This window comes from Pseudomonas sp. R43(2017), assembly GCF_002112345.1.
In the GTDB taxonomy this organism is placed as follows: domain Bacteria; phylum Pseudomonadota; class Gammaproteobacteria; order Pseudomonadales; family Pseudomonadaceae; genus Aquipseudomonas; species Aquipseudomonas kribbensis.
The window spans coordinates 392744-417936 of sequence record NZ_NEHJ01000005.1 but is presented as its reverse complement, the minus strand read 5'-3'; the positions used below and the strand labels follow the sequence as shown (position 1 = coordinate 417936).

The window sequence follows — 25193 nt, the reverse complement described above, 5'->3', positions numbered from 1 at the left end:
GCTGACTCATACGGTGAAGACCGGCACAGGATTGCACCAGCGATCCTTGTATTCACGGTCGGCACGACCGAAGGAAAAACGCAGCGGCTTGTTCAGGGCCCGCGCATGCTCCCAGGCACTTTGCGTATTGAGAAAACTCAGGACGCTGCCGGGGCTGAACTCACGGGTTTCGGGGTCGACGCCACCGTTGATGTACTCGACGCTGATCCACTCCGGGGCTTCGACGCGGTACACCAGTTGAATCGCGATCGGCGCATCGTTGAGGAAGATCACCGAACCGATCAGCAACTCGCGCAGCAGCTCGATGACTTCGGCCATGCGTGCCGCGCCAGTGGCCGGAAAACCCCAGCGACGCTGGAACAGGTCGCAATAGATCGCGGCCAGTTCGACACTCGAAAAGTCGCTCACCGGCCGCACCACCCCGCCCGCCTCTTCCAGCAGGCGCAGTTCGCGCCGCTGGTTGTAGCGAAACTTCTTCGAAAGTTCTTCGGGGGGCCGGGCCATGGCCAGTTGTTCGGTCTGCAACTTGAGGCCGCTGAAGCGGTTTTCGTTGAGCGCCGACAGGTAGCGCCCGCGATGACGCAGCGGGGCCTGGGCATCGGCGGCGGCCGGCAGGATCAGTTCGGCGTTGCCGAGATCGAACAGGCCTTTCTTGCCGTTGCGCTTGAGCACGTCCTTGGACAAGGCCAGGTCGCGCCCCCAGGTCGGGATCGCCGCTTTGACTTCGCCCTGCTGTTCCCAGGCCAGATAACGCACCGGGATGCCGGCCAGGTCCGCCAGACGTTCGACAACCATGGGATGAGTCGCGACGCTGCCACCAAAACGCTGCCAGGCCTGTGCATAAGTTGAGGCGTCAACGGGCGACCAGCCACGTTCGCGCCAGCCTTGAAATCGGTTGAGCATCAGCCCCTCGGTGCCAGATCGGTAACTTGCGGCAAATGCCAGAAGGTGTCGCGCACGGCGCGGTCGGAGAAGCGCTCGCGCAGGCGGTCGAACATCATCTCGGCGCATTGACGACGCTGCTGCTCGTCCATGCCGGCCAGATGTTTCAGGCCCTGGGCCAGATGCTCGGCATCGCCCAGCGGGAACAGAATGCCCACGCCTTCGACCACTTCCTTCGCCCCGCCACACGCCGTGGCCAGCAGCGGCACGCCGGCGGCCATGGCCTCCAGCAGCACCATGCCGAACGGTTCGTGGTCGGAGCTCAGGGCAAACACATCGAATGCGCGGAAGTAATTGCGTGCGTCCAGCACCTGACCGAGAAACAGCACGCGATCACCGACACCCAGTTCGCGTGCCAGCGCCTTTAGATCATCTTCAAGACGACCCTTGCCGAGAATCACCAGTTGGCTGTTGGCCGGCAGACCGGGCAGCGCGGCGGCAAAACCGTGCAGCAGCGTGGCCTGATCCTTGTCCGGGTGCAGGCGACCGACGTTGCCGACAATGAACGCATCCGCTGCAAGACCCAGGGTCTCGCGGGCTTCACGGGCGGACACCTGACTCATCTGCAACGCCGAAACATCGATGCGGTTGTAGAGGGTCTGGATACGCGTCGCCGGCCATTTCGGCAGGCAGCGGCGCATGTCGTCGCGCACCGCGTCGGACACGCCGAGCAGGCTCAGGCGCTTGCGGAAAATGTGCGCAAAGAGTTTGCGCGAGCCGCGTTTGTAGTCACCAAACGCGTGGTGCACGCCGATCACCGGCAGCGAAGTGCCGAGCAAGGCGATGTAGATCGGCTTGAAGCGATGGGCGATGCAGAAACTGAAATTGCGTGAAGCGGCGATCTTGTGCAGATCGCCGATGGCACCCAGCTTCAGGCCACGAATGGCCTTGGAGCTGTATTCCATGAACAACACTTCGTCGGAGGCGCAGGCCGCGGCCACCTCGCTATCGGCCGCCCCGGTCAGAAAGACCGTGGTGACCCGATAACCGGTGCCCGCGAACAGGCTGGCGTACTGCCGCGCGCAGTCGAGGAACGGCCCGTCATAGCCGTGACAGAACTGCAGCACATGGCGTTCAGCCGAGCGTGTCATAAGCGTTTGCGCCTTCTTTGACCACCAGGATGTCTTCCATGATCAGGTACTGCAGATCGGAGCCGAAGAACATGTTCAGGGCGTCGGTCGGCGAGCAGATCATCGGCTCACCACGGCGGTTGAGCGAGGTGTTCAGGGACACGCCGTTGCCGGTCAGCACCTCCAGTGCCTTCATCATGTCGTAGTAGCGCGGGTTGTATTCGCGCTTGAGCACCTGGGCCCGGGAAGTACCGTCTTCGTGGACGACTTCCGGCACGCGGGTCTTCCACTCTTCCGCCACTTCGAAGGTGAAGGTCATGAACGGCGCCGGGTGATCGATCTTGATCATCTGTGGCGCAACGGTGTCGAGCATCGACGGGCAGAAAGGCCTCCAGCGCTCGCGGAACTTGATCTGGTGGTTGATGCGGTCGGCCACGCCAGCCACGCTCGGGCAACCGATGATCGAACGACCGCCCAGTGCACGCGGACCGAACTCCATGCGGCCCTGGAACCAGGCCACCGGGTTGCCATCGACCATGATCTTGGCGATCTGCTCCGGCATGTTGTCGAGCTTGCGCCAGGTCGGCTTGTTCTCGTGACGGGCGCACGCGGCGATCACGTCTTCGTTGCTGTACGACGGGCCGAGATAGACGTGTTCCATCTTCTCGACCGGCACGCCACGAGCGTTGGACACATAGGCCGCTGCGCCGACGGCGGTGCCGGCATCGCCGGAGGCAGGCTGTACGAACAGTTCCTTGACGTCGTCGCGGGCGATGATTTTCTGGTTGAGCTTGACGTTCAACGCGCAGCCACCGGCGTAGGCCAGTTTGCCGGTTTCCTTGAGCACGTCGCCCAGGTAGTAGTCGATCATCTGCAGCGCGATTTTTTCGAACAGCGCCTGAATGCTGGCGGCGTAGTGGATGTAAGGCTCGTCGGCGATGTCGCCTTCGCGCTTCGGACCCAGCCACTCGATCAGCTTCGGCGAGAAGTAGTAACCCTTGCCCTTCTCTTTGTAGCGACGCAGGCCGATCACGTTGGCGTAGTCGGTGTTGATCACCAGCTCGCCGTTCTCGAACGAGGCCAGGCGCGAGAAATCGTATTTGCTGGCGTCGCCGTACGGCGCCATGCCCATGACCTTGAACTCACCGTCCAGCATGTCGAAACCGAGGAACTCGGTGATCGCGCCGTACAGGCCGCCAAGGGAGTCCGGATCGAAGAATTCCTTGATCTTGTGGATCTTGCCGTTTTCGCCATAACCGAAGAAGGTCGTGGCGTACTCACCCTTGCCGTCGATGCCGAGGATCGCGGTTTTCTCTTTGAAACCCGAGCAGTGGTAGGCGCTGGAGGCGTGGGCCAGGTGGTGTTCAACCGGCTCGATCTTGATTTTCTTCGGATCGAAGCCCAGTTGCTCCAGGCACCAGACGATCTTGTTGCGATAGCGCTTGTAGCGACGGTTGCCCATCAGGATCGCGTCGAGCGCGCGGTCCGGGGCGTACCAGTAACGCTTGGCGTACTGCCAGCGGGCCTTGCCGAAAATGCTGATCGGGGCGAACGGAATCGCCACCACGTCAACGTCGGACGGCTTGATGCCAGCCTGCTCCAGGCAGAACTTCGCCGATTCGTAGGGCATGCGGTTCTTTGCATGTTTATCGCGTACGAAGCGCTCTTCCTCAGCCGCCGCGACCAGCTTGCCGTCGATGTACAGGGCTGCTGAAGGATCATGGCTAAGGGCGCCGGACAGGCCAAGAATCGTCAATGCCACAGGGGTCTAGCCTCTTTAGTCTGCATTCAGGCGCGATGCGCCTTGAAAAATGATGTGCCCTCGCACCGGGCGAGAGACAGCTAAAGGGCGGGATTATAGCTTAAAAGCGCCGACAAACCTCTAGCGGAACTGGCCGGCCAACGCGTTGACACCTTGGGAGCATCGCCATAGACTCCAGCACAAATGGACTGGGAGATCCCGGTCGGCGCTAATGCCTCGGTGAGATCATCGGGGCTTTTCGCTTTCTGGGGATGGGAAAAGCTTCAAACCCCAATTCTCGAAACCCTCTCCAACCTTGCTCCGCCCTCCGCTGCAATAGAACTTGCGCTTGAGCACGTCAAAAGCACGATTTTCCTGACCCGCCCTCAACACGCTCATGCCAATGGGTCTCGCAACGAGATCGGCTAGCTGCAGGCCGGTAGAGTTCACCTGCTTGGTTGCAAAAACGATGTCAAACGGCAGTTGAATGCCCCATCGATTCGCCCCGCTACACATCCTGCGAAACTCCAATTCAAGCTCGTTATCCTCTCGCTTTCCTCGGCGCTCGAAAATCACGTGCGTCAGTGCCCCCTGCTGATTCTTCTCCTGCAAAAACTCGTAGAGCGTTTCCAGACAAAAGCCGAGAGCGAGGTGATAAGGATTATGTCCCGTGCCATGTTTCTCGCGAAGAGAGAGCTTGTCTACCACGCAACTGATCAGAACGAAGTTGCTGGCTTCAATGATGCACGTCAGCTCCTCAAGAAAAGCGTTCTTGTGCTCTCTGGACATGAAGAGGCCAGGCAGGACGAGGAAAAATGCGTCGCTGGTGAAAGCCGTTTTGATGGCCAAGGTTTGCCCTCCGGGAACGTCGGGGCAAACTAGCATCGGGACTTTGCGGGGGGCAGTTCATGGGTTCCGGGAAGGCCGTAGGACAAGTCACCAGGACCTGTCTCCACATGCCTTACCCGATTTTTATTGCAGAAACGTCTTACCGGCTTGCGAAAGAAATCACGCAGCGTCCGATGCATCCTTCGGCAAACGCTGATCAATCACCCGATACAGCGCACTGCTCTCGGGCCAGTTGCGCATGAAGCGCGCGCGATCCCGGGCATAGGCCGGAGCAAAGCTGCCCGCCGAGCCGTGCTGACACATCGAATCCAGGTCGATCAACGCCCAGCGATCCTCATGCCAGAACAGGTTGTGGCCCTTGAAGTCGCCATGACTGATGCGCTCGGCAATCAACCGCGCAAACAGCTGATCCAGCGCCTGCAACTCGGCTTCCGGCGCTTCACCGCTTTCAACATACGGCGCAAAACGCTCGATGATGTCCGGCCCGGCAAGGTATTCGGTGATCAGGTACGCCTTGCTGCGCAGCCAGAAAAACCGGGTTTCCAGCACCGCCAGCGGTTTGGGCGTGGCAATACCGAGAAACGCCAGGCGATTGCCTTCGCGCCAGGAGTGCCAGGCACGGCTAGGGCGCCAGAAGCGCTTGAGCCAGTGGGCAAAATTCTTGATGTTGTAGCGCTTGATCACCAGCGGACGCCCGGCGACATCGACCTTGCCGACGCTGGCAGCGCCGCCGGTCTTGTACAAATGGCCCTGATCGAGCAAGGCATCGGCCTGCTCCAGCACCGGCAGCATCGCGGGTTCTTCCTCACGACGGATCGAGCGCAGACCGAAGGCCCCGCGCCGCACGCTGAAGAGCGTGCATTCGCGACCGACCTTGATCAGAAAATCTTTAAGCCGCCAGGCGCGCACCTTGTCGATCTGCTTCTGCAAGGCTTCCAGCGGCAGTGCGTGCTCGCTGTTGCTCAACAGGTAATAAACGAGCAATTCTTCGGTGAAAGGCTCCAGCGACTTGGGCAACTGGGCGAAAAACACACCGAGGTTTTCCAGCACTTTCTGTCGGGACAACGGCTGGCCGGCAGTTTCCACACAGATGCCGGCGCCATCGATCAGATACAGCTGACCGCCGTGGCGCAGCAGGTTGTCCAGATGCAGGTCTTCCTGCCACAGGCCTTTGCCGTGCAACTGACCGATGGCGCCGAGCGCTTCGGCCAGCACTGCCGATTGTTCATCCGCCAGCACCGGCAAGGATTCGACCTTGTTCCAGGCATCACCCAGGCTTTCGGCGCCTTCGAGGAATTCGAACAGCAGCCAGCCACCCTCGCCGTCCTTCAGGCCGTCAGCCAGCAGCAACGGCGTGGTCATGCCCTGGGCGGCGAGCAGTTTCACCCCTTCCAGTTCACGCTGAAAATGTCGTGCAGCCTTGCTGCCGACCAGCAACTTGGCCAGCACCGGGCGACCGCGCCACACGCCGGCACCGACATAACGCTGCCCCGGCAACACCCGCAACAAACTGAGCAATTGCAGATCGGCCGGCCCCGCCGCATCGGCCAGCGAAACCGTCAGCGGCAGGCCCGGCGTGCGTCCGGCGTTCTTCAGGTCGGACAGCTGCATCAGCGGGTCTCCTTGCGACTGCGCCGCGCGGTCAGCCGCGTGACCCAGCTGTCGACCAGCGAACTGTCGACCGACTGATCGAGATACGCCGCCAGGAACTCGCGCAACTGGGCATCAGTCCACTCCGGCGCCCGGCGCAGCAGCGGCTCCAGGTCCTTGACCCGATCCCGCTGACCGAACAGCAAAGGCCGGGTCTTTTCCAGGTCGATCAACTGCGCCTGATAAGCAGCGCCATCAGCACGCAGGAAAATATGCTTCGGATAGAAGCAGCCATGTACCTGACGTACACCGTGCAGAAGCCGCGCCAGTTGACCGCAGGCCTTGAGAATCGCCGACTGTTGCGATGCATCAAGGTCGGACCAGCGCTGCAACAGCGAATCCAGATCATCCCAACCGTCGAGGGCGCGGGTCAGCAGGATCGCGCGCACTTCGCCATTGACCTTGCGCTGACCGAAAAACGCCGCTTGCAGCGCCGGAATGCCGAGCTGGTTGTAGCGGCTGATGTTGCGAAATTCCCGGGCGAACGTCGGCTCGCCGAACGGCGCATGCAAGGTGCGGGTCAGGTAGTTGCTCTGACGCTTGAGGTAATAGCCGTGGCCTTCGAGTTCGAGGCGAAACACACTGCTCCAGCCGCCACCGTCGGTGTTCGGCTCATCCACCGCTTCGAGCTGCTTGGCCCACAGCGCGTCGAACGTGCCGAGACCGTGGCGATCCAGCAGCGCACGGTCTTCAGCGGCGAGAAAATCAGTCATTCGCGTCCCTCGAAAAATCTCACCACATGACGAATCCGTTTTTTGTCGGCGGCATTGAGCCGGTCACGCTGGCGGTATTGCAGGTAGAAGCGCAGACGTTGGGTGTTCGACAGGTGATATTTGGCAACCTTGTCGAGACAGGCCAGGTCCTTGGTGATCCGGTACTTGAGCCAGAAACCGCGCCAGAAATCGCCGTTCGGGCAATCGATGAGAAACAGCTGCGCCTGATCGTCGATCAGCAGGTTGCGCCATTTCAGATCGTTATGGGTAAAGCGGTGATCGTGCATCGTCCGGGTATAGACGGCCAGTTGCCGACTGATGGCGTCGACCCAGCTGTGATTGCGCAGCTTGGGATCGTTGCGTTCGGCCAGTGCCGAGAGGTCCTCGGTGCGCGGCAGCTCACGGGTAATCATCGCCCCGCGATCGTAGGCCATGCCGTTGCGCTCCAGGCCCCAGGCCACCACTTCGGCAGTGGGAATGCCCCACTTGGCGAAACGCTTGAGGTTCTGCCACTCCATCTTCACCCGCGGCTTGCCGAGGTAACGGCGCAAGCCCTTGCCGGCGCCGGAATAGCGTTTGACGTAATAGTTGACGCCGTTGCGCTGCACACGAATGACTTCGGACAGCGGATCGCGGGTCAGGCGCTCGCCTTCCAGCGCGAATACCGCTTCAAGACTGCCAAAATCCGCTGCGAGGTCGCTGTATCCGGGTTCAAGATTCCAACCCGCCATCAGAGCGCATCCCCGTAACGCTGTTTTCGCGCGTAGAGCTTGTTGGCCTTGCCTTCGAGCCAGCTCAGCAACGACGCCTCTTCAGCCAGGATCTGGCGCAGCGGTTTCTGGAAGTAGCCCTTGAGGAAGCGCAGCTTGTCGCGACGGGTCAGACCGATATCCAGCGCGGAAAAGTACAGCGCCGCCAGGTCCTTGTCGCGCCAGCGCCGGGTGATCGCCGGGCGGGTCTGGGCACGGTGCAGGTCGATCACCGAGAGTTTGAAATCTTCCGGGGTCACCGGTTTGTCGGTGTGCAGCAGGAAGTGGCAGATGTAGCAGTCGCGGTGGTTGACCCCGGCGCGGTGCATCATGCCGGTCATGCGTGCGACTTCGGCGATCAGCGCCCGCTTGAGCTTCGGCTGCGGCGGCTGTTTGACCCAGTCGATGCTGAAGTCTTCGAGGCTGATGGTCGGCGCCAGCTCTTCAGTAACGATGAACGAATGCTGATCCGCCGGGTTGCTGCCCTTCTCGCCGTAGGCAACGGCGGTCATGGTCGGCACGCCAACTTCCTGCAGACGCTGGATAGCCTTCCACTCCTGACCCGCGCCGAGCACCGGCAGCTTGGCGGTCAGCAGGTTCTTGAAAATCTCGCCCCAGCCGATGCCACGGTGGATCTTGACGAAAAATCCGTTGCCGTCGACTTCCGTGCGCAACGTCCTGCGGGCTTCCAGCTCGCGGTACACCTCGCCCTGCAAGCCCTCGACTTCCGCGAACGCATCGCGGCCGGCCCAGAGGCTCTTGAACGGTTCAGCCAGCATCAACTTCATTTATGCGTGCTCCGCCAGAATCACATCGGCCGCGTGCTGCGGCATGCTGTAAAGGTCGGCCGTCTCGGCGAAGGCCAGACCGTTGCGGCTCCAGGCCGCCCGTGCAGCGTCGTCGTTCAACATGTCGGTCAGGTATTGCGTCAGTTGCGCCTGATCGAACGGTTCGTCCAGCACTCGCCCGGCGTCGGCCTCGGCAATGTAATGGGCGTAACCGCAGACCGCGCTGACCAGCACCGGCAACCCGGCAACCAGCGCTTCAAGCAGCACCGTACCGGTGTTTTCGTTGTACGCCGGGTGGATCAACAGATCGGCGCCGAGCAGGAAGCGCGGGATATCGCTGCGCCCCTTGAGGAACGTCACGTTGTCGCCCAGACCCAAAGTTGCACTCTGCATCTGGAACAATTTGGGGTCATCCTGGCCAATTACAAACAGCCGGGTACGTTTCTTCAGTTCGACGGGCAATGCGGCCAGGGCTTTCAGGCTGCGATCGACGCCCTTGGTCTTGAACCCGGAGCCGATCTGCACCAGCAGCAGTTCGTCGTCCCTGAGGTTGAATTCAGCGCGGAAACCGGCGCGAATTTCGTCGGCATTTTTCGGGCGGCGACGATCCTGGGCGATGCCCGGCGGCAGCAGATGGAAGCGCTCCAGCGGCGTGTCGTAATGCTTGATGAACAGCGGCTGCTGCACTTCGGAAATCATCAACACTTCGGTCTTCGCGTCTTTGGCGAACACCGCGCGCTCGTATTCGGCGAAGTGGCGGTAGCGACCCCAGCGGCGATACAGCGAATGGCGCAGGTTCTGCGCCTTGTCTTCGAAGCAGCCGTCGGCGGCGTAGTAGACGTCCAGCCCCGGCATCTTGTTGAAGCCGATCAGGCGGTCCACCGGGCGCTTGGCCAAGTCAGCCTCCATCCACGCACTGAGCTTTTCGTTGCGGCGGTGATTGAAGAACGCCTTGACCGGCGCTACCAGCACTTCGAAACCGGGCGGCACGTCGCCTTCCCAGATCAGGGTGTAGACGCGGATCTGGTGGCCACGTTTCTGGCATTCGAGGGCGATGCGCATGAAGTCGCGCTGCAAGCCACCGAACGGGAAATACTTGTAAAGGACAAATGCCAATTGCATCAACGCAGCTCCTCAGCCATCAACAACGTGCTCAGTCGGCTGGCGACACGCTCGGGATTCAGACGCGTGAAGCACAGAGGCAACTCGCGTTTCAGGTCAAACTGACGGGCATCCTGCGCGGTCGGTTGATACGTACATTTCTTTTGCAGGCACGGCGCACACGGGAAGTCGCTGCCGAGGTGAATCTGCAGCTTGCCGTAGGCGCCGGTCAGGCCCGGATTGGTCGGGCCGAACAGCGAAATTGTCGGCACGTCCAGTGCCGCAGCGAGATGGCCCAGACCGGTGTCCACCGCGACGCAGGCCTGGGCGCCGGCCAGCACCTTGCCGACCCCGGCCAGGTTCAGCTTCGGCAGCACTTCGGCATGCTTGAAACCGGCGGCAATACGTTCGGCCCGGGCCTTCTCCAGCGGGTTGCCCCACGGCAACTTGATCCCGACGCCGAGATAGCCGACCCGTTCGGTCAGCTCACGCCAATAGCTTTCCGGCCAGTGTTTAGTGTCCCAGGTGGTGCCATGCAGGAACACCACGTAGGCATTCTTGCGCGGCAGTTCTACCAGACGCTCGACGTTGAGGCCGTAATCGCCCAGGCCTTTGGGCAAGTCGTAACCCAAAGCGATAGCGAACAACTGGCGCACACGCTCGACAGCGTGCTGACCACGGGCCACCGCCAGTTTGCGATCATAAAAACGTGCGGCGATCGGCTCCCGGGCCGAGCCCTTGTCGAGGCCGGCCACCGGCGCTTTGACGTAGCGGGTCAGCCAGGCGCTTTTCAGCAGGCCTTGAGCGTCGATCACCAGGTCATATTTGTTCGCCCGAACGGATTGCTTGAAGCGCTTCCACTCGCCGCTGGTGATGGTTTTCCAGAGGTTCTTGCGCCAGCGGCGGATCGCCACCGGAATCACCTTGCCCACGGCCGGGTGCCAGGTCGGGATTTCGGCAAAGCCTTCTTCCACCACCCAGTCGAACTTGATCCCGGGAATCGCCCGGGCAGCGTCGGTCAACGCCGGCAACGCGTGAATCACGTCGCCCAGCGATGAAGTCTTGATCAGCAATACCCGCAACTTAATGAACCTCGACCACGGAGCCCTGCAAACGCTGCAAGGCATCGTTGACCGCGTCCGGCATCAGCTGGCGCAGGCAGTTGTAATGGCCGAAACGGCAGGTGCGGTCAAAGCACGGGCTGCAATCGAGGCCCAGGCGAACGATTTCCACATGTTCGGCCAACGGCGGGGTGAAACCCGGCGAAGTCGAACCGTAGACCGCCACCAACGGACGGTTCAGCGCCGCTGCGACGTGCATCAGGCCGGAATCGTTGGAGACCACAGAATCAGCGCAGGACATCAGGTCGATGGCCTCGGCCAGCGAAGTGCCGCCGCTGAGGTTCACGGACTCTTCGCGCAGGCCCGGAATCAGCCGCGCTCGAATGTCTTCGCCCACAGCGTGATCGTTCTTCGAGCCGAACAGCCAGACCTGCCAGCCTTCGCGAATCCGCGCCTCGGCGACCTTGGCGTAATGCTCGGACGGCCAGCGCTTGGCTTCACCGAATTCGGCACCGGGGCACAGCACCAGCACCGGGCGATCGAGGGTCAGACCGAACTTGGCCAGCGCCGCCTCGCGGGTCACCGGGTCGATCTGCAGGCTCGGGCGCGGATACGGTTTCGGCAGTTCGGCGTTCGGCTCATAGGCCAGCGCCATGAAACGCTCGATCATCAGCGGATAACGTTCTTTATCCAGCGTGCGCACGTCATTGAGCAGGCCGTAGCGGAATTCGCCACGCCAGCCGGTGCGTTTCGGGATGCCGGCGAAGAACGGCACCAGCGCGGATTTGAGCGAGTTCGGCAGCAGGATCGCCTGATCGTACTGGCCGGCCAGCGATTTGCCGATCCGCCGGCGGGTCGCCAGCTCCAGCGCGCCGTGGCCGAGCGGGAAGGTCAAGGCCTTGCGCACTTCGGGCATGCGCTCGAGGATCGGCCGGCTCCACTCGGGGGCCAGCACGTCGATTTCGCACTGCGGGTGGCGCTGCTTGAGACACTGAAACAGTGTCTGCGCCATCACCATGTCACCGACCCAACTGGGCCCAACGATCAGAATATTCATGTGGTTTCCATAAACGAACCGGGGAGGCCTTACGCCTCCCCGTCTCGAGAATCAGCTTAGCCCCAGCTCTCGCCAGATCCGCATCACCTGCCGCCGTTCGTCCGCGAACTGGTCGCCCGGTATCACGCCGGCGTCCTTCTGCAAGGCCTGCCGGTGGGCGGCGGAACGATAGGCCTTGTAGGCCTCGCGCAGCAGGCTGGCGTCTTCGACGGGCATCAGCCCTTCGTGTTCCAGCTCTTCCAGAATGCGGATATTGTCCGTCCAGCGCAGCAGCGGCGGGTGGCTTTGCGACCACGCCAGGGCCGCGTATTGCACCATAAATTCAATATCGACGATACCTCCGGCGTCCTGCTTGAGGTCGAACGGCGCCGTGGCGTCGAAGGCATTCGCCCCGGTACCGGCAGCGGTGCTCTTGCTCCCGAGGTTGTCGCGCATCTTCGCGCGCATCTCGCTCACTTCCTGTTGCAACTTCGCCAGATCCCGCGCCTTGCCCAATACTTGGGCCCGTACTTTCTCGAATGCCTGGCCGACATCCTGACTGCCCACCAGCACCCGCGCCCGCACCAACGCCTGATGTTCCCATGTCCAGGCTTCATTTTCTTGATAGCGGGCAAATGCCCCCAGCGAACTGACCAACAGCCCCGACGCACCGGACGGTCGCAGACGCATGTCCACTTCATACAGCTGGCCGGAGTTGGTCTGCGCCGTCAGCAGGTGAATGATCCGCTGGCCGAGTCGGGTAAAGAACTGCGCACCATCAATCGGTTTCGCCCCGTCGGTTTCCGCCTGCGGATCACCGTCGTGGATAAACACCAGGTCCAGGTCCGAACCATGCCCCAACTCGATCCCGCCGACTTTCCCATAACCGACAATGATGAAGCCGGGATCGCACAACGTGCCGTCGGTGCGCAGCGGCGTACCATACTTGGCCACGGTCTGACGCCAGGCCAGGGCCAGCACTTGCTCGAGAATCGCTTCGGCGAGCCAGGTCAGGTAATCGCTGACTTTCATCAACGGCAAGCTGCCGGCGATTTCCGAGGCGGCGACGCGCAAGCGGTGCGCCAGTTTGAAATGGCGCAGGGCTTCCATCTGTTGTTCGAGGTCGTCTTCCGGGATCCGGGTCAGGCGCTCGCGCAGTTCGGCAGCCAGTTCCGGCGCCAGCGGCGGCTTGAACAGCCGGCCTTCGTTGAGCAATTCGTCGAGCAGCAACGGGAAACGGGTGATCTGCTCGGCGATCCACGGGCTCGCGGCGCACAGAGTCAACAAGCGACGCAGCGCGCCCGGGTTTTCCGTCAGCAAGACTAAATAAGCCGAACGCCGGGCCACCGCTTCGACCAGCGGCAGCACTCGTTCTAGCACCAAGTCCGGGTTGTCATGCTCCACCGCCTGAGCGAGCAGGCGCGGAATAAAGGCGTCGAGGCGTTCGCGCCCCAAACGCTGCATCGCCCGCAGTTGCGGACTGCTGCGAAGAGCGGCCAGCGCCTTCAAGGCTTTGGTGGCATCGGCGAAACCGCCCTCTTCCAGTTGGCGGCAGGCGGCTTCTTCGTCCTGCGCCTCTTCCCACAGCGGCAGCCATTCGCCGCCGACCACCACTTCGCAATCGGCGCCCTCTTCTTCATCGGGGTCAGCGATCACTTGCGCAAAGTGCCAGGCCACCCGGCCACGCCAGAACATCAGCTTTTCATGGAAGGCGTCCCAGTCGGCGAAACCCAGCATGAAGGCGATGCGCGCCTGATCCTGTGCAGTGTCCGGCAGCATCTGGGTCTGGCGGTCGGCAATCGCCTGGATCGCATGTTCGGTGTAGCGCAGGAATTCGTAACCTTCACGCAGCTCGCTGATCACCGCTGGCGGCAGGTAACCCTGCCCTTCCAGCGTGCCCAGCACCTTTAATAGAGGACGTTGCTGCAGGCTCAGGTCGCGACCGCCGTGGATCAATTGGAAGGCCTGAGCGATGAACTCGACTTCACGGATGCCGCCGGAGCCCAGCTTGATATTGTCGGCCATGCCCTTGCGCCGGACTTCCTGCTGGATCAGTTGCTTCATGGTGCGCAGCGCTTCGATCGCCGAGAAGTCCAGATAGCGCCGGTAAACGAACGGTCGCAGCATGTCGAGCAACTGCGCGCCCGCCACCTGATCGCCCGCGACGACCCGTGCCTTGATCATCGCGTAGCGTTCCCAGTCGCGGCCCTGATCCTGGTAATACTGCTCCAGCGCATTGAAGCTCAGCACCAGCGCGCCGGACGAGCCGTACGGGCGCAGGCGCATGTCGACGCGGAACACGAAGCCGTCGACGGTCATCGGGTCGAGGGCCTTTATCAGGCGTTGGCCGAGGCGGATGAAAAACTCCTGGTTATCCAGCGCGCGTTTCACGCCGACGGTTTCGCCGCCCTCGGGGTAGGCGAAGATCAGGTCGATGTCCGAAGACAGGTTCAGCTCAACTGCGCCGAGCTTGCCCATGCCAAGGATGACCATTTGCTGCGGTTCGCCGCTGCGCCGGCCGGTGGGCGTGCCGAATTGCTGGCAATGGCGGCTGTACAGCCATTGATAGGCCTGGTCGATGCTGGCGTCGGCCATGTCGGAAAGGTCGCGACAGGTCTGCACCAGATCGGCCTGACGAGTCAGGTCGCGCCAGATGATCCGCACCTGATGCCGGGCACGCTGGCGACGCAGGACGCGGCCCAGCTCGTCTTCTGTTTGTGCAGTGTTCACTGCGGCGGCGATCTGCCCGCACAGCTCGCCGGGGGCGAACGGCCGGTCGAGTTCGCCGGACTGCACCAGCGACAGCAACATCAAAGGGTCACGAACACTCTGTTCAATCACGAAATCGCTGGCGCCAGTGACGCGGGCGAACTGCGCCCAGCGCTCCGGAGTCCAGGTGGAGAAGCCGTGATCGCCTTCGGCCAATCCGGCGACGGCCGTACGGAACGACTGCTCGGATCGGCTGACCAACGGCAGGAGAATGGCGGGCAGTTCGGCAAGCGCGGGCAGGGTCATGGTCTATCCTTGATCGGCGTGTAAATGGCCGCTTGTAGTGATGATTGAAAAACCGCTACGCGAAGGACTGTCGAACAAAAGTGAGAAATAGCTGAAATTTCTTTTTCTTTGGCAGCCAGCATCAAACTTTCACCTTTTTCGGATGGCTAAAGACCAACCTTAACGATTATTCTCACAACGCAGTCGGAGGCCACAAGCCTTTCATCTGTAGTTTTACTACTCGTCTATACATTCGAAAGGCTGAAATGCCGGATGATTTGTAGTAAAACTACACGCCGCCGGAACAACCTGTCGGCAATCCAAGAATTTTAAATCGTCTGCCCACAAGGCCAGTCGCAAACTCAGGCAACCGATTCTGGAAGCCTTTCCGCCCTGGAGCAAGCCATGCAAGACCTCGATCCCGTCGAAACCCAGGAATGGCTGGACGCCCTGGAATCGGTTCTCGACAAAGAAGGCGAAGACCGTGCTCACTATCTGATGACCCGTATGGGCGAACTCGCGACCCGCAGCGGCTCGCAACTGCCTTACGCCATCACCACGCCTTACCGCAACACCATCCCGGTTACCCACGAAGCACGCATGCCTGGCGACCTGTTCATGGAACGCCGCATTCGCTCGCTGGTACGCTGGAACGCGATGGCCATGGTAATGCGTACGAACCTGAAAGATTCTGACCTGGGCGGTCACATCTCCAGCTTCGCCTCCAGCGCGACCCTGTACGACATCGGCTTCAACTACTTCTTCCAGGCCCCGACCGACGAACACGGCGGCGACCTGATCTACTTCCAGGGTCACACCTCGCCAGGCGTCTACGCCCGTGCGTTCATGGAAGGCCGCATTTCCGAAGACCAGATGAACAACTTCCGCCAGGAAGTCGACGGTCAGGGCCTGTCGTCCTACCCGCACCCTTGGCTGATGCCTGACTTCTGGCAGTTCCCGACCGTATCCATGGGTCTGGGCCCGATCCAGGCGATCTACCAGGCGCGCTTCATGAAGTACCTGGAACACCGCGGTTTCATTCAGCCGGGCAAACAGAAAGTCTGGTGCTTCCTGGGCGACGGCGAGTGCGACGAGCCGGAATCCCTGGGCGCGATCTCCCTGGCCGGCCGCGAGAAGCTGGACAACCTGATCTTCGTCATCAACTGCAACCTGCAGCGCCTCGACGGCCCGGTTCGCGGCAACGGCAAGATCATCCAGGAACTCGAAGGCGTGTTCCGCGGTGCTCAGTGGAACGTGACCAAAGTCATCTGGGGCCGCTTCTGGGACCCACTGCTGGCCAAGGACGTCGACGGCATCCTGCAACGTCGCATGGACGAAGTCATCGACGGCGAGTACCAGAACTACAAGGCCAAAGACGGCGCGTTCGTGCGTGAACACTTCTTCAACACGCCAGAACTCAAGGCGATGGTTGCAGACCTGTCCGACGACGAGATCTGGAAGCTCAACCGTGGCGGCCACGACCCGTACAAGGTCTACGCGGCGTACCACGAAGCGGTCAACCACAAAGAACAGCCGACCGTCATCCTGGCCAAGACCATCAAGGGTTACGGTACCGGTGCGGGCGAAGCGAAGAACACCGCGCACAACACCAAGAAAGTCGACGTCGACAGCCTGAAGCTGTTCCGCGACCGCTTCGACATCCCGGTGAAAGACGAAGAGCTGGAAAACCTGCCGTTCTTCAAGCCTGAGCCAAACAGCGCCGAAGCCCGTTACCTGGCCGAGCGCCGCGCCGCACTGGGCGGCTTCGTGCCTCAGCGTCGCGCACAGAGCTTCAGCGTACCGACTCCGGATCTGGAAACCCTCAAGGCGATCCTCGACGGTTCCGGCGACCGTGAAATTTCCACCACCATGGCCTTCGTGCGGATCCTCGCGCAACTGGTCAAGGACAAGGAAATCGGCCCGCGCATCGTTCCGATCATCCCGGACGAAGCCCGTACCTTCGGTATGGAAGGCATGTTCCGTCAGCTGGGCATCTACTCGTCCGTCGGCCAGCTCTACGAGCCAGTCGATAAAGACCAGGTGATGTTCTACAAGGAAGACCAGAAAGGTCAGATCCTTGAAGAAGGCATCAACGAAGCAGGCGCCATGAGCTCCTTCATCGCCGCCGGTACTTCGTACTCCAGCCACAACCAGCCAATGCTGCCGTTCTACATCTTCTACTCGATGTTCGGCTTCCAGCGTATCGGCGACCTGGCCTGGGCTGCCGGCGACAGCCGTACCCGTGGCTTCCTGATCGGCGGCACCGCCGGCCGTACCACCCTGAACGGTGAAGGCCTGCAGCACGAAGACGGTCACAGCCACCTGCTGGCTGCCACCATCCCGAACTGCCGCACCTACGATCCGACCTACGGCTACGAGCTGGCGGTGATCATTCAGGACGGCATGAAGAAGATGACCGAAGAGCAACAGGACATCTTCTATTACATCACCGTGATGAACGAGTCGTACCAGCAGCCAGCCATGCCGGCCGGTGCCGAAGAAGGCATCAAGAAAGGCATGTACCTGCTCGAAGAAGACACCCGCGATGCGGCGCACCACGTTCAGCTGATGGGCTCCGGCACCATCCTGCGTGAAGTCCGTGAAGCGGCGAAGATCCTGCGTGAAGAGTTCAACATCGGTGCCGATGTGTGGAGCGTCACCAGCTTCAACGAACTGCGTCGCGACGGCCTGGCCGTAGAGCGCAGCAACCGTCTGAAACCAGGCCAGAAGCCTAAGCGCAGCTACGTCGAAGAGTGCCTGAGCGGCCGTAAGGGTCCGGTCATCGCCTCTACCGACTACATGAAACTGTTCGCCGAGCAGATCCGTCAGTGGGTACCGTCCAAGGAATTCAAAGTCCTGGGCACCGACGGTTTCGGCCGCAGCGACAGCCGCAAGAAACTGCGTCATTTCTTCGAAGTCGACCGTCATTTCGTGGTGTTGGCAGCCCTGGAAGCACTGGCTGACCGTGGCGATATCGAACCTAAAGTCGTGGCCGAGGCCATTACCAAGTTCGGCATCGACCCGGAAAAACGCAACCCACTGGACTGCTGAGGAGAAACTCTGTGAGCGAACTCATTCGCGTACCTGACATCGGCAGCGGTGAAGGTGAAGTAATCGAACTGTTTGTGAAGGTCGGCGACCGTATCGAAGCCGACCAGAGCATCCTGACCCTGGAATCGGACAAGGCCAGCATGGAAGTGCCGGCCCCGAAGGCCGGCGTCATCAAGAGCCTGAAAGTGAAGCTGGGCGACCGCCTGAAAGAAGGCGACGAACTGCTGGAACTGGAAGTCGAGGGCGCCGCGCAAGCGGCCCCTGCTCCGGCTGCTGCGCCTGCCGCCAAGGCTGAAGCTGCACCGGCTGCCGCTCCTGCTGCTGCCGCGCCAGCCGCTGCCCCTGCTGCCGCTTCGGTTCAGCAAGTGCACGTGCCGGACATCGGTTCGTCGGGCAAGGCCCAGATCATCGAAATCCAGGTCAAGGTCGGCGACAAGGTCGAGGCTGATCAGTCGCTGATCACCCTGGAATCCGACAAGGCGAGCATGGAAATCCCGTCGCCTGCCGCTGGCGTGGTCAAGGCCATCAGCGTCAAGTTGAACGACGAAGTCGGTACCGGCGACCTGATCCTGGATCTGGAAGTCGCGGGTGCTGCGGCCCCTGCGGCTGCCGCTCCGGCCCAGGCTGCTGCTCCAGCCGCTGCCGCTGCGCCGGCTCCGGCCGCCGCGCCTGCTGCACCGGTTGCCGACAGCGTTCAGGACATCCACGTTCCGGACATCGGTTCGGCCGGCAAGGCCAAGATCATCGAAGTACTGGTCAAGGCTGGCGACAGCGTTGAAGCCGACCAGTCGCTGATCACCCTGGAATCCGACAAGGCGAGCATGGAAATCCCGTCGCCTGCCGCTGGCGTGGTGGAAAGCATTTCCATCAAGCTGGACGACGAAGTCGGCACCGGCGATCTGATCCTCAAGCTGAAAGTCAAAGGTGCCGCTCCGGCTGCTGCCCCGGCTCCAGCTGCCGCTGCTGCTCCGAGTGCTCCGGCGCCAGCCGCTGCTGCTCCGGCAGCCGCTGCACCTGCTGCTGCCGCTCCGGTTGCCGCTCCAGCCAAGCCTGGCGCAAAAGTTCACGCCGGCCCGGCCGTGCGTCAACTGGCCCGCGAATTCGGCGTCGAGCTGAGCGCTGTCGGCGCCAGCGGTCCGCACGGTCGCATCCTGAAAGAAGACGTGCAGACTTACGTCAAAGCCATGATGCAGAAGGCCAAGGAAGCTCCGGCCGCTGCTGCTGGCGCAACCGGTGGCGCGGGCATCCCGCCGATTCCGGTCGTCGACTTCAGCCGCTTCGGCGAAATCGAAGAAGTGCCGATGACCCGCCTGATGCAGGTCGGCGCCGCCAACCTGCACCGCAGCTGGCTGAACGTGCCGCACGTAACGCAATTCGACTCGGCGGATATCACCGAGCTGGAAGCGTTCCGCAACGCACAGAAAGCCGTTGCAGAGAAGGCCGGCGTCAAGCTGACCATTCTGCCGCTGCTGCTCAAGTCCTGCGCACACCTGCTCAAGGAACTGCCGGACTTCAACAGCTCGCTGGCTCCAAGCGGCAAGGCGATCATCCGCAAGAAATACGTGAACATCGGCTTCGCCGTCGACACCCCGGATGGCCTGCTGGTACCGGTCATCAAGAACGTCGACCAGAAGAGCCTGCTGCAACTGGCCGCCGAGGCCGCTTCCCTGGCTGAAAAGGCCCGGACCAAGAAGCTCTCGTCGGACGAGATGCAAGGCGCCTGCTTCACCATTTCCAGCCTCGGCCACATTGGCGGCACCGGCTTCACGCCGATCGTCAACGCGCCGGAAGTGGCGATCCTCGGTGTTTCCAAGGCAACCATCCAGCCAGTCTGGGACGGCAAAGCCTTCCAGCCGAAACTGATGCTGCCACTGTCGCTGTCCTACGATCACCGTGTGATCAACGGCGCCGCTGCTGCACGCTTCACCAAGCGTCTGGGCGATCTGCTGGCGGACATCCGCACCATCCTGCTGTAAAGCGCTCGGCCCTCCGGCAACGGAGGGCCGACTGCGTTCCACGTTTTCGAGCGCCACACGCTCGTACCTCAACCCCGTCAGTTTGGCGGGGCTTTTTTTTGTCTGAAATAACGCACGCCTGTACTTTTCCCACAACTTGCGCTGACATCAGCCACGAACCTAGTCCACTTCCTGTCGATATTTTTCATCACCGCCCAACTAACCTTGGCCAACAAAAGTTAGCCAATGGATATTCAAACGCTTTCTTCTCAATCAACACTTATTCGAATGGAATCGAACATGCTAAATCCGACTGTCGGCCCCATTATTGGTCACACTACAACTAACCAGACACGCATATTTGTGCGCGGCGACTTTCAGGACAATAGTGCTGTATTTGCCGGCATTCGTTATCGGGTCACCGATTCAAAACAATGGCACTACGGCCGGTTCATCCGGCTGGATAAGCAACGTGACATGTCTGGCGTACTGCTTCTGGACAACTTGAACGCCGATACCGATTACGAATACCAGACAGGCTACTTCAGCCCTATGAGTCCGACCCACACCATCGAAAGTGTCGCGGAGTTGCCGCTGCAATGGCCACGGGAAACTTATCGCCTGCGTACCCGCAGCAGCCAGGCCTTGCAGCCTCGCGCATATATCCTCGGTTCCTGCCGCTACCTGCGCCTGACCGCCGGCATCCCCGTATTGCCGCATCAGGGCGACCGGATCTTCGCCTCGATCAGCCAATTGATAGAAGGCGCACAACCCCCGGTCAGCGCGATCATGATGAGCGGTGACCAGATCTACGCCGATGATTTGAACCTGATTGCACCGGACCGCGAATATAACGAGATCATTGCCAAATATCGTGCAGCTTTCTCTCAGCCCAACATCAGAAGACTAATGTCGGGCACTTCTACTTATATGATTCTCGATGACCATGAAATAGAAGATAACTGGCCAGCAAATGCCGGCACCTCCGATGAGGCACTGTTTCACAATGCAATGGCGGCTTACGAAATCTATCAGGCCAGTCATAGCCCAGCCTGCTCGCTCACAACTAACGGTCAAATAGAGCATTCTTCGTTGAAGCACTATTGGTATCAATTCAGCGATGGCGATATCGAGTGGTTTGTGACCGACAGTCGTACCCGTCGCAACTTGTCCAGTGAGAACCGCCGCATCCTGGATGAAGAACAGGAACAGGCCTTGTGCAAGTGGTTGATCGAAAGCCCCGCGCGGGTCAAATGCGTGGTCACCAGCGTCATGTTCTACCCGGATCGCAAAATGAACGGCGAGGATGCCTGGATGGGCTTCCCCGAACAGCGCCTGCGCCTGCTGGAAACCATCCGCCAGCATCGGATCAGAAACGTGGTGTTCATTTCCGGTGACGTGCATGGCTCGCTGACATCCCGCCTGACCCACAGCGACGATCCTGACTTCGAAGTGCACACCATCGTGTCCTCGCCGTTGAGCAACAGCAAACTGTTGCCCTATGCCACGGCCTCGACGTTCATTCTCGATAAGCCGCTGGCCCGTACCGACGCAGGAGAATACCGGCACACACTGACCAGCGAGGTCGTCAGTCAGGACAACTTTGCCCACATGGTGGTTGAGGCCGGGCACATCCAGGTCAACTACCACGACCGCGATGGCAAGCGCCTGCAAACGATCAACATTCCACTTCGCTAAACCCGGAGGCTTTACCGTTCCAGTTGCCCGATGGCTCTGGAACGGCACTTTCCCGGCGATCACGCATTACTTTCCGCCACCCGCTGGAGAAATGCCCGCCGCAGCCGACATATTCTTATAGCACTTGGCCTTCATGTCTCTTGTCAGTCGGTGCCGCAATGATGCAACCTTGCCGCAGGCAACAGTAAAGAGGGCGAGAGCCCGGCGCGTTCAGCAAATTTCCAAGCGAGTTCCCTTCATGAAGAGCCAACCCGATGCCGCCAGCCGTATGGCGGCCGAGGTAGTGACGCAGTTGCCTGTGCCCTCGCGGCTCGGCATGCTGCGTTTCGAGCGCCTGAATGAAGCCAGTTGGGCGATGCTGTTTCTCGATCCCAACTGCGAACGCCAGTTCGGCCAGCCGGCCGTCGAACTCTGCGCCCTGGTCGGTTCGCCCTACGCCAGCCTGATGGAGCCCGAAGCGCGCTATCAGTTGCACGATGCGATCCAGCAGCAACTCGGCCAGAGCCCGCATTATCTGGTGCGCTACACCCTGCACACCGCCGCCGGCGCCCTGAGCATTCTCGAACTCGGCGAAGCCTACAAACAGCACAACCGCCACTTGCTGCGCGGTTACCTGCTGGCGGTCGACGATGTATTTGACGAAGCACCAACGCTGCCGTCCGTCGACCTGGAAACCCAGAACTCCCGCCTGCAAATCGCCCTTGAGCTCAATCAGCGCGCCCAGCAGGAACAATTGCAGCACCTGGAGCGGGTGCGCGCCCAGCAGGACCTGATCCTGTTGCTGGCCCGCCAGCGCTACAGCAGCCAGAACTCCCTGCAGGAAGCCGCCGAGCTGATCACCCGCTGCGCCTGCGATATCTACGAAATCGACTGCGCCAGCCTGTGGAACCTCGAAGGCCAGAAACTGGTGCCGATCTCGGCCTACCACCGCGCCACCCAGGAATACATCCTGCCGGACGTGATCGACGTCAGCGGCTTTCCCGATTACATGGAGGCGCTGCACGGCAGTCGCGCCATCGACGCGCACAACGCGATGCGCGACCCGCGCACCCGGGAAATGGCCGAAGCCCTGCGCCCTCGCGACGTCAACGCCATGCTCGATGCCAGTATCCGCGTCGATGGCCAGGTGGTCGGCGTGCTGTGCCTGGAGCAGACCGGCGTCACCCGCGCCTGGCAGTCCGACGAGATCGCCTTTGCCGGCGAGCTGGCCGACCAGTTCGCCCAGGTCATCAATAATCACAACCGGCGCACCGCCACCAGCGCCCTGCACCTGTTCCAGCGTGCGGTCGAGCAAAGTGCCAACGCCTTTTTGCTGGTCAACTGCGACGGCGTGGTCGAGTACGTCAACCCGAGCTTCACCGCGATCACCCAGTACACCACCGAGGAAGTCCACGGCCAGCGTCTGTCGGAGCTGCCGGCCCTGGAAAACCTCAGCGAGCTGCTGTTCGACGCCCCCTCCGCGCTGGCCAAGAGCAACAGCTGGCAGGGCGAATTCAAGAGCCGCCGCAAGAACCTAGAACCCTACTGGGGCCAGTTGTCGATCTCCAAGGTCTATGGCGACAACCGTGAGCTGACGCACTACATTGGCATCTACGAAGACATCACCCAGACCAAACTGGCGCAGCAGCGCATCGAGCGCCTGGCCTACACCGACAACCTGACCAACCTCGGTAACCGGCCTGCATTTATCCGCAATCTGGACGAACGCTTCGCCCGAGACAGCGATACCCCGATCAGCCTGCTGCTGGTGGACATCGATAACTTCAAGCGGATCAACGACAGCCTCGGTCACCAGACCGGCGACAAACTGTTGATCAGCCTGGCACGTCGTCTGCGCAACAGCCTGAGCCCGAGCGGCAGCCTGGCGCGATTCGCCAGCAACGAATTCGCGGTATTGCTCGACAATACCGACCTCGAGGCCGGCCAGCAGATCGCCAGTCAGTTGTTGATGACCCTCGACAAGCCAATGTTCGTCGACAACCAATTGATCAGCGTCACAGGCTCCGTGGGTCTGGCCTGCGCGCCGCTGCACGGCCGCGACCCGCAGACCCTGATGCGCAACGCCGGCCTCGCCCTGCACAAGGCCAAGGCCAACGGCAAACACCAGGTGCAGGTGTTCACCGAAGCGCTGAACGCCGAGGCCAGCTACAAACTGTTCGTCGAGAACAACCTGCGCCGCGCCCTGACCCAGAACGAGCTGGACGTGTTCTATCAGCCGAAGCTGTGCCTGCGCAGCGGCCGGCTGCTGGGCATGGAAGCGCTGCTGCGCTGGAATCATCCGGAGCGCGGCATGATCCGCCCAGACCAGTTCATCAGCGTCGCCGAAGAAACCGGCCTGATCATTCCGATCGGCAAGTGGATCGCCCGCCAGGCCTGCCGCATGAGCAAAGCGCTGACCGCTGCGGGCATGGGCAACCTGCAAGTGGCGATCAACCTGTCACCCAAGCAGTTCTCCGACCCGGATCTGGTGGCCTCGATCGCCAACATCCTCAAGGAAGAAGCCCTGCCGGCCAATCTGCTGGAGCTGGAACTGACCGAAGGCCTGCTGCTGGAAGCCACCGAAGACACCCACTTGCAGCTCGACCAGCTCAAGCGCCTGGGCCTGACCCTGGCCATGGACGACTTCGGCACCGGCTACTCGTCGCTCAGCTACCTGAAGAAATTCCCGATCGACATCATCAAGATCGATCGCAGCTTCATCCATGAAATCCCGGACAACCAGGACGACATGGAAATCACCTCCGCCGTGATCGCCATGGCCCACAACCTTAAACTCAAGGTCGTGGCCGAAGGCATCGAGACCGCCGAGCAACTGGCATTCCTGCGCCGTCATCGCTGCGACGTCGGCCAGGGCTACCTGTTCGACCGGCCGATTCCGGGCGGCGAGCTGATCCAGGCGCTCAAACGCTACCCGCGCGGCCCGCTCTGCCTCTAAATCCGATAATCCCCCCTAACCCTGTGGGAGCGAGCTTGCTCGCGAAAGCGGTGAGTCAGTCACTGCAAATGTTGAATGGAGCGCCGCCTTCGCGAGCAAGCTCGCTCCCACATTTGAATAGTGCGAAATCGGGCATCATTGGGCACACTGGTGGTCTGCTTATTTACATCCCATCCTGACTGAGAGGAACGATCATGGTTCTGCGCTCGGAAATTCTGGTGAACAAAAACGTGCTACCGACTAAAGAACAAGCTCTGCCCGGCCGTGAAACCCCGATGGCCCTGCCTGAAAAACACTTTGTTTTCACCGAAACGCCGTTGCTGGGCCCGTTCTTTCAGGACGTCGACTTCGCGATTTTCGGTCTGGGTTGCTTCTGGGGTGCGGAACGCCGCTTCTGGCAGCGCGAAGGCGTGGTCAGCACCGTGGTCGGCTACGCCGGCGGTTTCACGCCGAACCCGACCTACGAAGAAGTCTGCTCGGGCCTGACCGGACACGCTGAAGTGGTTCTGGTGGTGTATGACAAGGCCAAGGTCAGCTACGAAGAGCTGCTGGCAATGTTCTGGGAATTGCACAACCCGACCCAGGGCATGCGTCAGGGCAACGACATCGGCACTCAGTACCGTTCGGTGATCTACGCGACCCACCCGGAGCAACTGGATGCGGCGCTGAAGAGCAAGGCCGTGTATCAGGCCGAGCTGTCGAAGGCGGGTCTGGGTGAAATCAGCACCGAGATTGAACAGGCGCCGACCGTTTACTTCGCCGAGACCTATCACCAGCAGTATCTGGCGAAAAATCCGGAAGGCTACTGCGGGATTGGCGGCACTGGCGTTTGCATGCCACCGAGCCTGGCAGGTAACTAA

The 25193-nt window shown here is 61.2% G+C and carries 17 protein-coding genes and 1 pseudogene; 5 read left to right on the top strand and 13 right to left on the bottom strand.

Annotation, left to right across the window (positions count from 1 at the left end):
• Positions 1-6 precede the first annotated feature (6 nt).
• From CAG02_RS16740 to CAG02_RS30055, 13 genes and pseudogenes are all read right to left on the bottom strand, one after another.
• Complete coding sequence (locus tag CAG02_RS16740) at positions 7-903, bottom strand: antimicrobial resistance protein Mig-14 (protein WP_085711117.1); 897 nt, start codon at positions 901-903, stop codon at positions 7-9.
• A complete protein-coding gene (locus tag CAG02_RS16735; protein WP_085711116.1) occupies positions 903-2033 on the bottom strand; it encodes a glycosyltransferase in 1131 nt (376 codons plus the stop codon). The genes CAG02_RS16740 and CAG02_RS16735 overlap by 1 nt, the downstream gene beginning before the upstream one ends.
• On the bottom strand, positions 2017-3774 hold the full coding sequence (locus CAG02_RS16730) for a carbamoyltransferase (protein ID WP_007952261.1): 1758 nt from the start codon (positions 3772-3774) through the stop codon (positions 2017-2019). The genes CAG02_RS16735 and CAG02_RS16730 overlap by 17 nt, the downstream gene beginning before the upstream one ends.
• Positions 3775-3999: 225 nt before the next feature.
• Positions 4000-4548 (bottom strand): annotated as a pseudogene (locus tag CAG02_RS16725) (DUF3800 domain-containing protein); the annotation flags it as partial.
• A gap of 213 nt (positions 4549-4761) precedes the next feature.
• Complete coding sequence (locus tag CAG02_RS16720) at positions 4762-6213, bottom strand: lipopolysaccharide kinase InaA family protein (RefSeq protein ID WP_085711114.1); 1452 nt, start codon at positions 6211-6213, stop codon at positions 4762-4764.
• Entirely contained in the window at positions 6213-6965 is a 753-nt protein-coding gene (locus CAG02_RS16715; RefSeq protein WP_085711113.1) for a lipopolysaccharide kinase InaA family protein, read from the bottom strand. Before CAG02_RS16715 ends, CAG02_RS16720 begins: the two co-directional genes overlap by 1 nt.
• Positions 6962-7696, bottom strand: coding sequence for a lipopolysaccharide kinase InaA family protein (locus tag CAG02_RS16710; protein ID WP_085711112.1), 735 nt, complete (start codon positions 7694-7696; stop codon positions 6962-6964). Before CAG02_RS16710 ends, CAG02_RS16715 begins: the two co-directional genes overlap by 4 nt.
• Positions 7696-8502: a lipopolysaccharide core heptose(I) kinase RfaP gene (gene rfaP, locus CAG02_RS16705; RefSeq protein ID WP_085711111.1), complete on the bottom strand. Its 807-nt coding sequence runs from the start codon at positions 8500-8502 to the stop codon at positions 7696-7698. The genes CAG02_RS16710 and rfaP overlap by 1 nt, the downstream gene beginning before the upstream one ends.
• The gene (locus CAG02_RS16700; protein ID WP_085711110.1) at positions 8503-9624 is read right to left on the bottom strand and encodes a glycosyltransferase family 4 protein; all 1122 of its coding nucleotides are present in this window, start codon (positions 9622-9624) and stop codon (positions 8503-8505) included.
• Positions 9624-10685: a lipopolysaccharide heptosyltransferase I gene (waaC, locus tag CAG02_RS16695; RefSeq protein WP_085711109.1), complete on the bottom strand. Its 1062-nt coding sequence runs from the start codon at positions 10683-10685 to the stop codon at positions 9624-9626. Before waaC ends, CAG02_RS16700 begins: the two co-directional genes overlap by 1 nt.
• 1 nt (position 10686) lies before the next feature.
• A complete protein-coding gene (gene waaF / locus CAG02_RS16690) occupies positions 10687-11721 on the bottom strand; it encodes a lipopolysaccharide heptosyltransferase II (RefSeq protein WP_085711108.1) in 1035 nt (344 codons plus the stop codon).
• A gap of 51 nt (positions 11722-11772) precedes the next feature.
• Positions 11773-14715, bottom strand: coding sequence for a bifunctional [glutamate--ammonia ligase]-adenylyl-L-tyrosine phosphorylase/[glutamate--ammonia-ligase] adenylyltransferase (glnE, locus tag CAG02_RS16685; protein ID WP_085711107.1), 2943 nt, complete (start codon positions 14713-14715; stop codon positions 11773-11775).
• Positions 14712-14837 carry a hypothetical protein gene (locus CAG02_RS30055; protein ID WP_255261909.1) on the bottom strand — a complete coding sequence of 42 codons (126 nt, stop codon included), beginning with the start codon at positions 14835-14837 and terminating at the stop codon, positions 14712-14714. The genes glnE and CAG02_RS30055 overlap by 4 nt, the downstream gene beginning before the upstream one ends.
• A gap of 262 nt (positions 14838-15099) precedes the next feature.
• On the opposite strand from CAG02_RS30055, the gene aceE reads away from it, so the two are divergent.
• From aceE to msrA, 5 genes are all read left to right on the top strand, one after another.
• On the top strand, positions 15100-17745 hold the full coding sequence (gene aceE, locus CAG02_RS16680; RefSeq protein WP_085711106.1) for a pyruvate dehydrogenase (acetyl-transferring), homodimeric type: 2646 nt from the start codon (positions 15100-15102) through the stop codon (positions 17743-17745).
• A gap of 11 nt (positions 17746-17756) precedes the next feature.
• On the top strand, positions 17757-19721 hold the full coding sequence (gene aceF, locus CAG02_RS16675) for a dihydrolipoyllysine-residue acetyltransferase (protein ID WP_085711105.1): 1965 nt from the start codon (positions 17757-17759) through the stop codon (positions 19719-19721).
• A 279-nt stretch (positions 19722-20000) separates the two neighbouring features.
• The gene (locus tag CAG02_RS16670) at positions 20001-21398 is read left to right on the top strand and encodes an alkaline phosphatase D family protein (protein WP_085711104.1); all 1398 of its coding nucleotides are present in this window, start codon (positions 20001-20003) and stop codon (positions 21396-21398) included.
• Positions 21399-21636: 238 nt separating this feature from the next.
• Positions 21637-24333 carry a bifunctional diguanylate cyclase/phosphodiesterase gene (locus tag CAG02_RS16665; RefSeq protein ID WP_085711103.1) on the top strand — a complete coding sequence of 899 codons (2697 nt, stop codon included), beginning with the start codon at positions 21637-21639 and terminating at the stop codon, positions 24331-24333.
• Positions 24334-24527: 194 nt separating this feature from the next.
• The gene (gene msrA, locus CAG02_RS16660; RefSeq protein WP_085711102.1) at positions 24528-25193 is read left to right on the top strand and encodes a peptide-methionine (S)-S-oxide reductase MsrA; all 666 of its coding nucleotides are present in this window, start codon (positions 24528-24530) and stop codon (positions 25191-25193) included.